This is a genomic window from Actinokineospora iranica, from assembly GCF_900101685.1.
In the GTDB taxonomy this organism is placed as follows: domain Bacteria; phylum Actinomycetota; class Actinomycetes; order Mycobacteriales; family Pseudonocardiaceae; genus Actinokineospora; species Actinokineospora iranica.
Genome location: NZ_FMZZ01000018.1, coordinates 1 through 15,244 on the forward strand (window position 1 = coordinate 1; position 15,244 = coordinate 15,244).

Annotated in this window: 13 protein-coding genes; 9 read left to right on the forward strand and 4 right to left on the reverse strand. The window is 68.4% G+C overall.

Going from position 1 to position 15,244, the window contains the following annotated elements; translation table 11 throughout:
* Positions 1–326 (forward strand): IS30 family transposase (locus BLS56_RS26575; RefSeq protein WP_139191013.1); only part of this gene is annotated, 326 nt, incomplete at its 5' end.
* A gap of 11 nt (positions 327–337) precedes the next feature.
* Here BLS56_RS26575 and amcB read toward each other — a convergent pair.
* The gene (gene amcB, locus BLS56_RS26580) at positions 338–1,486 is read right to left on the reverse strand and encodes a cyclophane-forming radical SAM peptide maturase AmcB (protein ID WP_091456321.1); all 1,149 of its coding nucleotides are present in this window, start codon (positions 1,484–1,486) and stop codon (positions 338–340) included.
* Positions 1,487–1,606: 120 nt separating this feature from the next.
* Between amcB and BLS56_RS26585 the strand changes: the two genes are divergently transcribed.
* The 3 genes from BLS56_RS26585 (at position 1,607) to BLS56_RS26600 (ending at position 5,306) form a co-directional block, all read left to right on the forward strand.
* A complete protein-coding gene (locus BLS56_RS26585) occupies positions 1,607–2,707 on the forward strand; it encodes a helix-turn-helix domain-containing protein (RefSeq protein WP_091456323.1) in 1,101 nt (366 codons plus the stop codon).
* A 188-nt stretch (positions 2,708–2,895) separates the two neighbouring features.
* A complete protein-coding gene (locus BLS56_RS26590; protein WP_091456325.1) occupies positions 2,896–3,660 on the forward strand; it encodes an SDR family NAD(P)-dependent oxidoreductase in 765 nt (254 codons plus the stop codon).
* 263 nt (positions 3,661–3,923) lie between these two features.
* Positions 3,924–5,306, forward strand: a complete 1,383-nt coding sequence (locus BLS56_RS26600; protein ID WP_139191014.1) for a putative glycoside hydrolase — start codon at positions 3,924–3,926, stop codon at positions 5,304–5,306.
* Positions 5,307–5,329: 23 nt separating this feature from the next.
* Here the strand turns inward: BLS56_RS26600 and BLS56_RS26605 are convergent, their stop codons facing one another.
* The 3 genes from BLS56_RS26605 to aspS all read right to left on the reverse strand — a co-directional run bounded on the left by BLS56_RS26605 (position 5,330) and on the right by aspS (position 9,902).
* Entirely contained in the window at positions 5,330–6,067 is a 738-nt protein-coding gene (locus BLS56_RS26605) for a hypothetical protein (protein ID WP_091456334.1), read from the reverse strand.
* A 94-nt stretch (positions 6,068–6,161) separates the two neighbouring features.
* Positions 6,162–8,477, reverse strand: a complete 2,316-nt coding sequence (locus BLS56_RS26610; RefSeq protein ID WP_091456336.1) for an Orn/Lys/Arg family decarboxylase — start codon at positions 8,475–8,477, stop codon at positions 6,162–6,164.
* Between the two features lie 117 nt (positions 8,478–8,594).
* Entirely contained in the window at positions 8,595–9,902 is a 1,308-nt protein-coding gene (gene aspS, locus BLS56_RS26615) for an aspartate--tRNA(Asn) ligase (RefSeq protein WP_175483062.1), read from the reverse strand.
* A gap of 309 nt (positions 9,903–10,211) precedes the next feature.
* On the opposite strand from aspS, the gene BLS56_RS26620 reads away from it, so the two are divergent.
* The 5 genes from BLS56_RS26620 (at position 10,212) to BLS56_RS26635 (ending at position 15,233) form a co-directional block, all read left to right on the forward strand.
* Positions 10,212–12,092: an alpha-keto acid decarboxylase family protein gene (locus tag BLS56_RS26620; protein WP_091456340.1), complete on the forward strand. Its 1,881-nt coding sequence runs from the start codon at positions 10,212–10,214 to the stop codon at positions 12,090–12,092.
* A gap of 19 nt (positions 12,093–12,111) precedes the next feature.
* The gene (locus BLS56_RS26625; RefSeq protein WP_091456342.1) at positions 12,112–13,200 is read left to right on the forward strand and encodes a ferritin-like domain-containing protein; all 1,089 of its coding nucleotides are present in this window, start codon (positions 12,112–12,114) and stop codon (positions 13,198–13,200) included.
* Positions 13,201–13,334: 134 nt separating this feature from the next.
* Positions 13,335–14,249, forward strand: a complete 915-nt coding sequence (locus tag BLS56_RS26630) for an aminoglycoside phosphotransferase family protein (protein WP_091456344.1) — start codon at positions 13,335–13,337, stop codon at positions 14,247–14,249.
* Positions 14,250–14,751: 502 nt separating this feature from the next.
* Positions 14,752–14,910 carry a hypothetical protein gene (locus BLS56_RS31815; protein WP_175483063.1) on the forward strand — a complete coding sequence of 53 codons (159 nt, stop codon included), beginning with the start codon at positions 14,752–14,754 and terminating at the stop codon, positions 14,908–14,910.
* Between the two features lie 38 nt (positions 14,911–14,948).
* Positions 14,949–15,233, forward strand: coding sequence for a hypothetical protein (locus BLS56_RS26635; protein WP_091456347.1), 285 nt, complete (start codon positions 14,949–14,951; stop codon positions 15,231–15,233).
* Positions 15,234–15,244: the final 11 nt, after the last annotated feature.

The following is a 15,244-nucleotide window of genomic DNA, read 5'->3' on the forward strand; positions in this document are numbered from 1 at the left end:
CCGCCGTCGGGCCGCTCCCGGCGTCGATCAAGCGGTCGCTGACGTGGGACTGCGGCGCGGAAATGGCTCTGCACAAGGACATCACCGCGACAGGACTGCCGGTGTACTTCGCCCACCCGCACTCGCCGTGGGAGCGCGGCAGCAACGAGAACCTCAACCGCATCGTCCGCGAATACCTGCCCAAGGGCACCACCATCACCAGCGACCCGCACTACCTCGCCGCGATCGCCGCCGAGATCAACGACCGACCCCGTAAGATCCACGACTGGAAGAAACCCAGCGAGGTATTCACCGAACTCCTCGAATCAGATGCTTCCACCGCCTGAACTCGCCCAGGTCAGCCAGTCCCGTACTGCGTTCCCGAATTCGGTCTTCCAACAGGATCGAGTTGGGCAACTTGCAACACCCCTTCCATCAGTGCGATTTTGCTGTTTCGGCAATATTCTGTCTCGGTGCCGCTCATGCGACCTTGCTCGAAGTAGCGATTTGCCGGGTGGCCACCACCGCAGAAGGCAAAGTAGGGACAGGTTCGCTCGCAGCCGTCCACGCCCCGAGCGAATGCGGAGATCCACGGAGTTTTCGCTGCTGACCGTTCGATTATGTCGCCGAGCGAATCGGTCAGGATATTTCCGCTTGAAAAGCAACCCTGGGTTGACCTGAACCCGGCCAGTTCGGGAGAGATGAGAGTCACCGAGCCGTCGTGAGCGACGGTCGGCAGCGGGTCGATAAACGGCCGCTCCCGGCGGACCCCGGTGCTGCCTCCCAACACTTCGCGGACATAACTGAGCACCCGGTCGACTTCTCGAACTCGGGTGACTGGGTTCGCCCGCCAAGCACGTGTCAACTCCGACCAGAACCCTTCCACTGACTTTCGGTCGTGCACGCTTGCCCTAGCGTTGGCGCCTTCCTGCTCTTCGATGTTGACGCCCAGAGACTTGATTCCGACACTTGTGGCGAACGAATAGAGACAGCGCGCGCGATCGGGCGTGGGGTCGGAGACGACGGCGATCACGTACAAGTCATGGCCGTACGCTCGGAGGAGCTGAATCGCCCGCATGACCCTGTCGTACACCGGTTTCCCGCGCCGATCCACACGATTCGTGTTGTCTGATTCCGCTCCGTCGATACTGACTCCTACGTACATGTCGCGCTCGGCAAAGAAGTCACACCAGGCGTCGTCTATCAGAGTGGCGTTTGTCTGCACCCCGTGCTTCACGTCCAGTCCCGCGAATGTGTCGATCAACTTCGCGAGGTGGGTGCGGCCCGTCGCCAGTGGTTCGCCACCGTGCCAGCAAACATCGACGGTCCCGTAGGTCGTCCAAGGCCGAATGGACTGTGCCACGGACCGCGCGACCGGGACCGGCATGGTGTTCCGCGCATGTCGGAAGGGCAGGTAGCAGTATCCGCAATCGAGATTGCACAGTGTCTCAGGTTGCAGGATCACCGACCGTGGACGAAGGAACAGAGCCTCTTTTGTGATACGCACCCGGTGCCTCTCGCCTGGTCGTCGTCATCGTGGTGTGCCTTCCTCGTTCCTACCGGCTGTACTTTGCGTTTATGCTGGAGGAGCGTTTACAGACGTTGACAACGTGGACCGGGAGTAGGCGTGTCGGAACTAAGCGACGCTCTCAGAGCGGCGCGTGAGGCTGCGGAGCCCAGAGTCAGCCTCACTCGAATGGCTCAACGCCTCCACTACAGTCCGGCCTATTTGAGCCTGATCGAGACCGGGAAGCGGAGAGTGCCGCCGGGAGTCATCGGCGCCTACGAGGAGTTGCTCGGCGTCTCGATTGGAAGCGATCCCGTTCGTCGCGCCCATGAGTGGCTGGTAAGGGATTCTCCTGCGGCTATGCAGCGCCGTGCGGGTCGCCGTTTGGGAAGTTCCCTCGTAGACGCCTTGGACGCCCGGGTGGCTGAACTGAGACACCTTGACGATGTTGTCGGAAGCGCCGACTTGTTGCCCGCCATCCGGCGAGAGCTTGCCGAAGCCGAAGCATTGGTGCGGGAGGGTTCCTACGCCGGGCCGGTCGGTCAGAGTTTGTTCACCGTGACCGGGGAGCTCGCACAGCTTGCCGGGTGGGTGGCGTCGGATGCGGGCCGACACACGGAAGCGCAGCGGCTGTACCTCGATGGCGTTTCCGTGGCTTCGGAGGCGGACAACGACCCGCTAGTGGCACAGCTGTTTTCCTCGCTCAGCTATCAGATCGCGAATGTGGGTGATCCACATGACGCGGTGCTGCTTGCCCGTACTGCGGTCGCGGGTGCCCGAGACGCTACGCCCGTGGTCCGCGCGCTGCTGCTGGAGCGGGTGGCTTGGGCATCCGCCAAGGTCAAGGACCGTGGGGCGACGCTGCGCGCATTGGACGCGGTAGACGATGCGTACGAGCAGCGCTTCACCGATGCCGAGGAGCCCGAGTGGGTTTACTGGCTTAACAGGGCTGAAATCGATGTGATGGCTGGTCGATGTTTCATCGAATTGGGGATACCGGACAAGGCTGCCCCCCTGTTGTCCTCGGCACTCGCCACCTACCCAGAGGAACACGCCCGCGAAGTCGCGCTGTACCTTTCGTGGCTCGCTGAATCCTACGCCTGCGCAGGTTTGCTGGACGCCGCCAAGGCGACCCTGGACAACGCACGGGAATACGCGGCACGCATGTCCTCGACCAGGACGGCCGACCGGCTGAACACCGTCGAAGCCTTGATTGAGTAGTGGTCTTCCTGCCCAGGAAAGACCACCACCGCGCCTGACCCAGGTTCCGGAGGTCGCGTCGTTCGTGACCGTTGACCTCGGCCGGTTCGGGCTGCCCGAGAAAATCTTGAAGTAGTTCCGCGCCGAGCGATGAGTTTGGCGGCTTGCCAGGGTTGTAGTGGTGTCAGACATCGACACGGGAGGCGAACATGCTGTTGCTCGACGGGAAGAACGCGGTCGTCTACGGCGGGGGTGGCTCGGTTGGCGGGGCGGTCGCGCGGGCGTTCGCCCGGGCGGGGGCGCGGGTGTTCCTCGCGGGCCGGACGGCGGTGTCGCTGGAGCGGGTGGCGGCGGTGATACGCGCCGAGGGTGGGGTCGCGGAGACCGCTGTGGTCGACGCGCTTGATGAGGGGGCGGTCGACGACCACGCGGATGGCGTGGTCGCGATGGCGGGCAGTCTGGACGTGTCGCTGAACGTCATCGCGGACTCCGACGTCCAGGGCACGCCGATGGTCGAGATGTCCCTGGCCGACTACCTCAGCCCGGTCGTCACGGCGGTGACCTCGAAGTTCCTCACCGCCCGCGCCGCGGCCCGGCACATGGTCCGGCAGGGCTCCGGGGTGATCATGATGTTCGGCGGCACCGGGGACCGCGCGCCGATGCGCGCCTATCACCTCGGCGGCCTGCTGACGGCCTTCGACGCCGTGGAGGCCATGCGCCGCCAGCTCGCGGCCGAGCTGGGGCCCAGCGGGGTCCGGGTGGTCACCCTCCAGACTTCCGGCATCCCCGAGTCCATCCCCGCCGACGCCGACCAGCGCGCCGCCATCGAGGCCGACCTGATCGCCCGCACCCTGACCGGCCGGGCCGCGACCCTGGCCGACGTCGGCGACGTGGCGGTGTTCGCCGCGTCGGACTGGGCCAGGACGGTGACCGGGGCGGCGATCAACATGACCTGCGGTGCGGTCTTGGACTGATTTCCGTCGCGTGATCTCAAAAAAGCGGCCCGAAAGGAGATCCTTTTTTGACTGTGACCCGCATTACTTGACTTGCCCCTAAAGCAGCGGTTTGACTGCCGACTGAACCCCGAATCCCCCAGTACAAAGCGAATATCGACTTCGACGCGCACACGCGCCTCGTTCCGAGCGGCCCCCGCGGGGCGCTCCCCGGTCCCCACCGTCATACCGCGGCTCGCCCGGCGCTGCCTTTGGCCCGCCCGCCGCCGCGCAAGGAGTTCGTCATGCCCTGGTTCCCGTCCGCCCATGCGCTCGTCGCAGCCGTGCTGGCCCTCGCGGGCCTGACCACGTCGCTGGTGGCCGCGCCGGAGACGGCAGCGGACTGGCGGCGCCCCGACCGCCCCTCGGCGACCAGGCCCGCGCCGACGCCTGCGCCCGGGTCCGCCCCAGCGCCCGCCCCAGCCCCGACGCCCGCCCCAGCGCCAACGCCTGCCCCAGCGCCCGGGGCCGGGCCTGCGCCCGCCCCGGTGCTCGACGCCGCGGCAGGGCGGGTGCGCTCGTTCTGGCTGCACATGAACAGCACCCCCACGACCGACGCCATGCTCGCCACCGAGGCGAAGCGGCGCAGCCACATCGTCCTCAACGCCTGGGAGGGCGGGCTGGTCGCCAAGCTCAAGGCGGCGAACCCGGCCGTCCAGGTGTTCGTCTACAAGGACCTGACCTCGACCCGCAGCTACGCCTGCCGCGGCGGTGTGGACGACCCGCACCTGCCCACCGGCGTCGGCTACTGCGATGCGGAGAAGAACCACCCCGACTGGTTCCTGCTCGGCCCGGCCGGCCAGCGCTTCGAGTACAGCGGCTACTCCGGACACTGGCAGATGGATGTCGGGAACACCGCCTACCAGAACGCCTGGGCGGACAACGTGATCGCCAGCAGCACCGCGGCGGGCTTCGACGGGGTGTTCATGGACAACGCCCTGTTCCCCTGCGACGCCTACCACGCGGGCGTCTGCCCGGCGAAATACCCGACCAACGCGGCGATCCAGGACGCCTACAAGTCCATGTTCGCCAACACCCGCGCCAAGTTCACCGCGGCGGGCCTCAAGACGGTCGCCAACCTGTCGAACGCGCGGCTGCACACCGGCGCGTGGGACGCCTACATGGCCAACCTCGACGGCGGATTCGACGAGTGGTGGCTGGCCTTCAGCAGCGGCAACCTGCTCTCCGAGTACCCCGAGGGGTGGAGCAGGCAGGTCGCCCAGATCGCGGCCAACGAGGCGGCGGGCAAGACCACCTGGGTGCAGCCGCACTTCGACGCGGGCGACGACCACCCGTTCCGCTACGTCCTCGCCAGCTACCTGATGGCCGCGGGCGGCAACACCGCCATCGCCGAGGTCGCCCAAACCGACGCCTACGGCGACCCGACCCCCTGGCACCCCGAGTACGACTGGGACCTCGGCGCGCCGACCGGCGCCTACCAGTCGGTGGGAACCAACGTCTTCCGCCGGGACTTCGCCTGCGGAGTGGCCGTCGTCAACGCCAACAAGACAGGCACCGGCGCGGTGACCGTCCCGCTCGGCCGCTCCTTCCTCGGCCCGGACGGGGCTTCCGTCACGTCGGTGTCGCTGTCGGGCACCTCCGGCTCGGTCCTGCGGAAGACCTGTTAAGACGCTCGATCCGGTCGGCGCGCTCATTCACGGCGGATGAGCGCGTCGACCATGGGCACGATCCGGTGCGGGCCCACCGCGGCCTCGTGGGTCTCGCCGCCGGACACCCAGTCCACGACCGTCGTGAACGTGCAGTCGCAGGTTTCCGCGGTGAAGCCCAGCCGGAAGACCTCCGGATCGTTTCGGCTGACCTTGAAGGGAAAAGCGGCCACTTCCGGCGCGGGGGCGGCCCCACTCGGTAGTGGCTTCGCGGCCGCGGGCTCTGGCCGGACCGGCGGCGGATCGGCGTCGAGGTCGACCACGAAGTTCCGAACGGGCAGCGGCGACGGTGCGCAGGGTTCGCGGACGAGGCGGCCGGCCTTGGGCGGCGGTTCCCGGCGCTGCACCACGATCCGGACAGCGAGGATCAGCACCTCTTCCTCACTGCGGTTCTGGGCCGTCAGGTGGATGACCGCGGTGTCGGTGAACGCGAGTGGCACGCCCGCGGGCCTGCCGTCGCCGACGAGCCGGAGCGCGCAGTGGCTGTCCACCCGAGCCGAGACGTCCAGTGCCGCCGGGGGCGGCGGCGGGGCTTCGGGCGGCCTCGCCCACCACACGGCCGCCGCGCCGAGCAGCCCCACGAGCGCGGTCGAGGCGACGACCGGCCGCCGCCATCCGGGCGCGGCGACGCGCACCCCGCCGTGGATCACCCCGGCCTGGACGACGGTTCCCCCGTCGACCGGGCCGACCTCGTTGCGCGTTCCGCCCGAGTCGTCGCCCACGCACGCAGTGTAAGCGGTCGCGCACAAGGCTTTCCGCGAAAACGGCCCCTGGTATGCCGAATTTCGCAGGGTTCCGCCTGCCCAGCGGCGCGGGTCAGCCGTCGAGGCCGGTCACGCAGGAGATCCAGTACTGCCCCTTCTCCTTGCGCACGCCGTGGGTCTCGGTGGTGAACCCGGGGAAGCACTGGTCGAAGTCCTCAAGCACGCGCAGGTACGTCAGCAGCGGCCCGTCGTGCTGGCCGGTGCGCTCGCCCGGCATCAGGACCGGGATGCCCGGCGGGTAGGCGGCGACCTGGGTGGCCACCACCCGTTCCGCCAGGTCGGCGAGCGGCACCAGTTCGGTCTCGCCGCCGATGAGGCGCTGGTAGGTCTCCGCGGGGGTCAGCACCGGCGTCGGCGGGGTCGGGTTGGTGAACGCCCGGTTGAGCAGGCCGATGACGTCGTTGGACGACAGGTAGCGGTGCATCTCGTCGCAGAGGTCGGACAGGGTCAGGTCGCCGTACCGCTTGGGGTGCGCGCTCACCAGGTCGGGAAGCACCTCGGCGAGCGGGGCGGCGTTGTCGTAGAAGTGTTTGAAGTCGGTGAGGGCGTCGAGCAGGGTGCCCCATTTGCCCTTGGTGATCCCGATCGAGAACAGCACCAGGAACGTGTAGGCGTCGGTCTTCTCGACCACGATCCGGCGCCGGTCCAGGTACGCGGTGACGATGCGGGCCGGAATGCCGGTGTCGGAGACCCCGCCCGCGGCGTCGACGCCGGGGCAGGTGATCGTCGTCTTGGTCGGGTCGAGCTGGCAGAAGCCGGGTTCGAGGTCGGGGAAGCCGTGCCAGTCGGCGTCCGGGTCGAGGGTCCAGCAGCCCGGCTCGGTGCGCAGCAGGTCCAGCGGCGCGTCGTAGAGGTCGGTGGTGCGGCCGGTGCGCGGGTCGGTGACGTCGGTCGGCTGCCACACGCCGAAGAACCACGGCGGCCGGTCGGAGACCGCGGCCATCTGCCGGGCCAGCCCGATCATCGCCTTGCGGAACCGGATGGCCTCGGTGATCGCCTCGGTGGTCAGCCAGGCGCCCGCGCCCGCGTCCATCATGCCCGCGGCGACATCGCAGGAGGCGATCATCGGGTACAGCGGGGATGTGGTCGAGTGCATCGCGTAGGTCTCGTTGAACCGCTCGTGGTCGAATGGCGCTGCGGTCCCCTCCTTCACGTGGATCATCGCCGACTGCGACAGCGCGGCGAGCAGCTTGTGCGAGGAGTGCGTGGCGAACACCGTCGGTCGCGTCTGTCCGTCGACCGACATGCCGTAGCGGCCAGCGTAGAGCGGGTTGAAGTGGGCGTAGGCGAACCAGGCCTCGTCGAAGTGCAGCACCGGCGTCGACTGGCCGAGCAGTTCGGTGACCCGGCCGGCGTCGTAGGCGAGCCCGTCGTAGGTCGAGTTCGTGATCACCGCGTACACCGGGGCCTTGTCCCGCGCCGCCGACGCGGTCGGGCTCGCCTCGATCGCCGCGGTGATCGCCGACGGGGCCAGCCGCTTGGGCGGCACCGGGCCGGTGATGCCGTAGCCGTTGCGGGTCGGCACCAGGTACACCGGACGGGCGCGGGTGATCATGGCGCCGTGGTTGATCGCCATGTGGCAGTTGCGGTCGAGCAGCGCGATCCGGTCGTCGGGCACCACGCTGTGCACGATCATCCGGTCCGAGGTGGACGAGCCGTGCAGCACGAAGTACGTCCGGTCCGCGCCGAAGACCCGGGCCGCGTTGCGCTCGGCATCGCCGATGGGCCCGGTGTGCTCAAGCAGGGAGCCCAGTTCGCCCACGGAGACGGAGATGTCTGTGCGGAACAGCGGTTCGCCGTAGTAGTCGAAAAACGCGCGGCCGACCGGGGATTTCAGGAACGCCACGCCACCGGCGTGCGCGGGGGTGTGCCAGGAGTACGCGTGCGTGTCCTCGAACCGGCGCAGCCGCCCGAAGAACGGCGGCAGAATGTGCTCAAGGTACTGCCGCGCGGCGAAGTCGATCCGCCCGGCGATGAACTCCGGGGTGTCCTCCAGCAGCCACACCCACCCGTTGACCACCTCCGACACCCACAGCGGCGTGTGGTCGTCGTACTCGCCGCTGGTCAGCAGGAACACCGGCAGGCGCGCGGAGTACCGCTGCAGCAGCGACCGCAGGATGCCTTCGGCAGGCCTGCACTTGTCGTGCGCGGGGTCGTCGGTGTCCCAGCTGTCCCAGCTCACCATGGCCGCGGCCAGGTCGGCCTGGGAGGCGACCACCGACGCGGCGTCGCCCGCGGTGTCGACCTCCAGCACCCGGTGCCCGCTCTCGCGCAGGGTGCGGCAGAGCTGCTCGATTTTGCCCCGGTAAACCCGACTTCCGTCGGTCGTTCCGTTGGTGGCGATCAGAATGGTCGACTTGGTGGTCATACGGACTCATCTCCGGCGAATATCGCTCGACCGCGTTCGCCGAGAATAAACGCCGGAGATGAGATCCGGACAAAACTATGACCGATGTGGTGAAACTTCGGTCATCCGGCTTGCGCTCTACGGCTCCAGGCGGTTCGGGCCGCGGAACAGGAACGTGGTCTCGCGGATGCTGTCCAGGCCGAGCATGACCATCAGGATGCGGCTGAGGCCCGCGCCGAGCCCGCCGTGCGGCGGGGTGCCGAATCGGAAGGAGTTGGTGTAGGAGCTCAGCGGCTCCAGGTCCATCCCCTTCTCCTCGGCCTGCTTCACCAGCACGTCGTAGCGGTGCTCGCGCTGCGCGCCGGTGGTGATCTCGATGCCCTTCCAGAGCAGGTCGAAGCTCTCGGTCACGTCCGGGTTGCCCTCGGCGCGCATGTGGTAGAACGGCCGGACCCCGGCGGGGAACTCGGTGATGAACACGAACTCGTGCCCGAAGCGCTCCTTGACCAGGGCGGAGATGGACCGCTCGCCCTCCGGGTCGAGGTCGCCCTTGACCTTCTCCGGCTTCCAGCCCTGGTCGGTCAGCAGCTCGATGGCCTCGCGCATCGGGATGCGCGGGAAAGGCAGCTCGGGGACGACGACCTCGGCGCCGAGCAGCTCGCGGATCTCCTCGCCGTGCTTCTCGGCGACCGCGGCGAGCACGTGCGCGAGCATCCGCTCCTCGAAGCTCATCACGTCCTCGACGCCGTCGATCCAGGCCAGCTCGACGTCGATGCTGATGAACTCGGTGGCGTGCCGCGAGGTGAACGAGGGCTCGGCGCGGAACACCGGGCCGATCTCGAAGACCTTGTCGATGCCGCCGGAGATCGCCATCTGCTTGTAGAACTGCGGCGACTGCGCCAGGTAGGCGTTGCGGTCGAAGTACTTGACCTTGAACACCTCGGCGCCGGACTCCGACGCGGTGCCCATGAACTTCGGCGTGTGCAACTCGGTCGCGCCCTCGCCGTAGGCGAACTCGCGCATGGCGGCCTCGACCGTGGTCTGCACCTGGAAGATCAGCTGCCGCGCCGGGTGGCGGATGTCCAGGAAGCGCCAGTCCAGCCGCTGGTCGATGCCGGTCTGGTCGTTGATCGGCAGCGGCGACACCGCCGCGTTGACGACCTCGACCGCGTCCGGCACGAGTTCGACCCCGCCCAGCTTGACGATGGGGTTGGCCACCACCGTGCCGGTCACCTTCACCGCCGACTCGGTGGGGACCCGCTCGAAGGTCTCCTCCACTTCGGACGCGGGCTCGGTGCGCTTGTTGGTGACCTGCACCATCCCGGTGTGATCCCGGACCACGATGAACTGCATCTTCCGCTGCAGTCGGGACGTGTTGACCCAACCGTAGACGGTCACCCGCTCACCGACGTGCGCGGAAAGATCCCGCACAAGTGTCCTGGACATTCGCACATCCTCGTGGTTGCCATCACTACAAGCCGCACCCAGCCTAGTTCAGCCGCCTGCCAGCGGGTGAGGGCGGTCCTGGCGTCGGCGGCGCGCGGGCAGGTGGCGGGGCCGACGCCACGCCGGACACGCGTTGTCGAATTCGATTTCTTTCGTTGTCCCCCGTATGCGGGTTGCGGTCAGCGGTATCCGCTTTTTCCGCAGCCGTGGGTAATGAACTCTCACTTGATCGGGTTCGGCTCGGTGGCAAACGGACGTCCGCCCGCGTGAACGGTTCCCGGTTTCCCACGGCGCTGACACCATGATCTCATGGCGGAGACGAACAGTAGCGAATGGACAGTCGGCCGATACCTGGCGACCAGGCTGGAACAGCTCGGAATCCGACACCTGTTCGGCGTTCCCGGCAACCACCTCGGCCCGTTCCTGGAAATCCTGCATAAACACACCTCGGTGGAATGGGTGGGCACGCCGACCGAGATCGGCGCCGGTTTCGCCGCCGACGCCTACGCCCGCACCCGCCGGGTCGACGGCACGCACCCGAGGATCGCCGCGGCGGCCACCACATACAGCGTCGGGTCGTTCAGCCTGCTCAACCCCATCGGCGGCGCGTACGTCGAGTACATCCCGATCATCGCGATCAACGCGTCCCCGACCTACGAGCAGTGGCTGAACTACCAGGCCATCGGATTGCTCACCTCGCACATGAGCCAGCGCCGGGAGAGCAACCTGGAGGTCTACCGGCAGGTCACCGTCGACGCCCAGGTGATCTCCAACCCCGGCTTGGCCCCGATGCAGATCGACGGCGCGATCGTGGCCTGCCTGTCCGAGCGCCGCCCGGTGTACCTGGAGGTCATGGAGGACGTCTGGACCGCGCCGTGCGAGGCGCCGCACGGCACGCTGACCGCCCGGCGGCGACCGGTCACCGAGGCCAACCGCAAGATGCTCGGCAAGGCCGTCGCCGCCGCGGTCGACCTGATCGAGGACTTCGGCACGCCGATCCTGTGGGCAGGCGAGGAGATCGACCGGTTCGACCTCGCGGGCGAGTTCGCCGACCTGGTGGCCGACACCGGCATTCCCTTCTGCACCACCATCGGCGGCAAAGCGGTGCTGTCGGAGGACAATCCGGACTTCGTCGGCGTCTACAACGGCAAGGCCAGCCTGCCCAAGGTCCGCGAGATCTTCAAGAACGTCGCGGGCTGCCGGATCGGCATGGGGTCCTGGTCCACGTCGAAGAACCTGGGCGGTGAGCAGAGCGTCGGCTCCGACTGGATCGTCGCGGCCAAGGAAGGTGTCAGCGTCGGCGCGTCCTACTTCCCGGACGTGCAGCTGGGCGAGTTCATCAAGGCGCTGCGGCAGCGGCTGGTCGAGCGGTTCGGCACGCGCTCCTTCGAGGCCGACTACTTCAGCATCGGCAACGCCACCGGGCTGGACGTGCCGGGCAGCGTCGCGGCCTACCGGAGCGAGACTTTCGCCGCCCCGCAAGGCAACGAGCTGACCTACGACAGCCTGTTCTGCCGCGTCAACCGGCTGCTGCGCGACTCGCCGGGCCGGTACACGGTGGTGTCCGACGCGGCGTTCGCGCTGCTGGGCTCGATGAACCTGCACATGGCCGAGCCGGACACCTACCTGGCGCAGAACAGCTGGCTGTCCATCGGCTACTCGGTGGGCGCGACGTCCGGGGCGGCCATGGCCCGCGGCGACCGGCGGCCGCTGGTGTTCGTCGGCGACGGCTCGTTCCAGGAGACCTGCCAGGAGCTGTCCACGCACGTCCGGCACGGCCTGCGGCCGGTGGTGTTCGTGCTGGACAACGAGGGCTTCTACGGCATCGAGCAGATGCTGGTGCAGTCCTGCTATTACACCAAGCCGCCCGCGGCGGACGCCGACTTCTACAACATCCTGCACCGCTGGAACTACCAGGCGCTGGCCGAGGTGTTCACCACAGACGAGACGAAGATGACCGCGTTCGACGTGCGCGACCTCGACCAGGTCGAGCGGGCCTTCGGCCGGATCGACAACCCGGCCGACGAGATCAACAAGGGGCCGATCCTGGTTCGCGTCCGGCTGCGCCGCGACGACTACCCGGCGGCCGTCCAGTACAAAGTGGACGAATGCGCGATCACCGTGCCGACCCAGGCCGAAAGCGTCGAGTCCGTGCGGCCGGTGGGCGCGACCACCACCTCGGCGACCTGAACCAGGCGAAGGAAGCGATATGACCACCACATCGGCCGGGCCGGACACGACCATCGCGACCCTGATGGCCACCGCGGACGAGGACCTCGACGTCGACTGGCTGCGGACCGCGCTGCAGCACGCGATCATCCTGGAACTGGCGACCATCCCGCCCTACTCGTGCGGGCTGTGGTCGATCATCGACCCGGAGCGGGACAAGAACGTCCACAAGACAATCCGCGAGATCATCTTCGATGAGATGTCGCACATGGCGCTGGTCGGCAACATGCTCACCGCCATCGGCGGCGAGCCGCTGCTGGCGGGCCAGGGCGTCGTCCCGCGCTACCCCGGCCGCCTCCCCGGCGGGGTGCGCCCGGAACTCGAGGTCCGCCTCGGCGGGCTGACCAGGGCGAGCCTGGACATGTACTCCCAGATCGAGAAGCCGGACGTGCCGATCGTCTCCCTCGACTCCGAGCACTACCCCTCGATCGGCGCGTTCTACGCGAAGATCAAGGCCGCGTTCCTGGCCATCGACCCGGCGCTGATCCGCCCCGAGCGCCAGATCAGCTTCGACCTGTCGCAGAAGCACGGCGAAGGCAACGCCATCATCCCGATGGCCAACCTGACGACGGTCCTGAAGTGCCTCGACATCATCATGGAACAGGGCGAAGGCACCTCGACATCGCCGGAGAACCCGTACTACCTCACCAAGGGCGAGCTTTCGCACTATTACGCGTTCCGCGAGCTGTACCACGGCCGCAAGCTCGTCAAGGGTCCCGCCGGAATCTGGGCGTTCACCGGCGACCCCATCGCCATGCCCAGGACTTACGCCGCGGCCGAGGTCCCCGCGGGCGGGTGGGCCGCCGACCCCGGCATCCCCGAGCACCACCCGCACGTGGTCGACACCCTCTATTCGTTCAACCACACCTACAGCGGAATGCTCCTGAGCCTTGAGGAAGCCTGGCGCGCCGACGACCCCGTCCGCGCCAAGGAGCTGGTGGGCACCGCCATCGGCCGCATGGGCGCGATGCGCGAGCTGGCCAGGGACATCATGACCTTCCCCCTGCCCGACGAGAGCGGTTGGCGCTACTGCCCGGAGTTCCGGTACGTCGACGGCGCCACTCCTTAGAAAACCCCGCGCATACCGCCACCTCGCGGGGATAGGGTGGCGGTATGCGTTGACCCCAGCCAGATTCTCGGGCGCCACCGTGCCTCCTTCGTGTCACAGCCCCCTTTTCGGAGCCCCACGAAGGAGAAACCCCGATGCACGCGTCGATCCGCATCGACGTCCCCGCCGCGTTCGCCGCGGCGCACAGCCGAAGCGGCGACGGCCGCGCCTTCATCGCCGCGCTGCCCGCGCTGGCCGCGACTCTCGCCGACCGCTGGGAGCTACGGCTCGACGGCCCGGCCCGGCACGGCGAGGCCTCGCTGGTCCTGCCGGTGATCCGCGCCGACGGCGCCCCGGCGGCGCTGAAGCTGCAACGGGTCACCGAGGAGAGCCTGGCCGCCCCGGTCGGCCTGCGCGCCTGGGACGGCGACGGCGTGGTGCGCCTGCTCGCGCACGACCCGGACACCAGCGCCATGCTGCTGGAACGGCTCGACGGCGCCCGCTCGCTGGCCACGCTGCCCGACGACCCGGCCATGGCCGTCCTCGCCGACCTGCTGGCCCGGCTGGTCGCCAAACCCGCCCCGCCGGGCCTGCGGCGGCTGGCCGACATCGCCGCCGCCATGCTCGACCAAGCGCCCCGCGCCGTGCCCGGGTTGCGCGACCCCGCCGAGCGGCGGCTGGTCCTGACCTGCGCGGCCGCTGTCGCCGAGGTGATCGGTGAACCCGGCGACCGACTGCTGCATTGGGACCTGCACTACGACAACGTGCTGGCGGGAGAGCGGGAACCGTGGCTGGCCATCGACCCGGAACCCCTCGCGGGCGACCCCGGCTTCGACCTGCTCCCCGCCATGATCAGCCGGGCGGACGCCGCGCTGACCCCGGCCGCGGCCACCCGTGCCGCGCTGCGCCGCTTCGACCTGCTGACCGAGGCCATCGGCCTCGACCGGCGGCGGGCGGCCAGGTGGACGCTCGGCCGGGTGCTGCAGAACGCCCTGTGGGACATCGAGGACGGCAAGACCGCGCTCGACCCGGCCCAGGTCGCCATCGCCCGTGCGCTGCCGCGCCGCTAGCTTCCCGGACCGGGGTGCCCGCGTCCCCCTCAAGCATGGAAGACCTTGCGGTCACCACGGGTGGGGTGCTCATGGGAAATGCCTTGGCGCGCACATTCAGCGGGCGGGACAGGGGAAGTCAAATATTCAGCGAGGCAATCATGAGATTCTTGTTCGACTGATTCTGGTCGCCCTGCTCACCCTCCGCGGGGCCTTGGTCCCGGTCGTCGCCGGACGGCACTTACCGTGACTTCCCGTATGCCTGGGCGTCCTGCTGATCGGCCGTTCCGGTCGTGCCCAGGATCTTGTCGGCGGGTAACGGTCGCCGGGCCGCGTCCTGGCGTCCGAACGGGCAATGCCACTGGTCGTCGCCGTAGCGGCATTAGGCTACCCGGGTGAATCTGTCACCGCTCGAACGGGGAATCGCTGCGCACACCGCGTCCCGGTAACGTCATGCCCCGCGCCGCTATCCGGTGGCGACACAGGGATCAGGGTGAATAACCAGGGGGGGACCGCGGTGAAAATGTGGGAAACACTCTCGTTCGAGCTGTCGGCTGACCAGGAAGCGGTGCTCGCCGCCGTTCCGGACGCGCCGGGCGCCGCCGCGGCTGACGGGCCGCTTGAGCCGTCCTACCGCGCGTGGAACGCCCACTTTGTCGACCCGGAGACCACGGCGCGCTGATTCCGGGCATTCCGCCCGACGAAAATAGGGACACGACAATGGGGCTTTATCTGCTCACCACGAAATTCCCGCCCGGCCTCCTGGAGGGCTCCGACCTGCTGGCCAAGAGCAGCGGCGTGCGGCGGGCCTACCGCGAGGCCGCGCCGAGTTTCTTCGTCACCGCGAGTTACCAGACCTCCGAGGACACCACTATCGACATCGTCGAGGCCGACTCGGCCGAGGACGCCGAGGCGGGCGCGGCGGCGATCGCGGACGCCACCGGCACCGAGATCCAGGTGGCCGCGATCACCACGTACAACCGGCACCTCGCCTCCCTTTCCTGACGGGCGGGGAG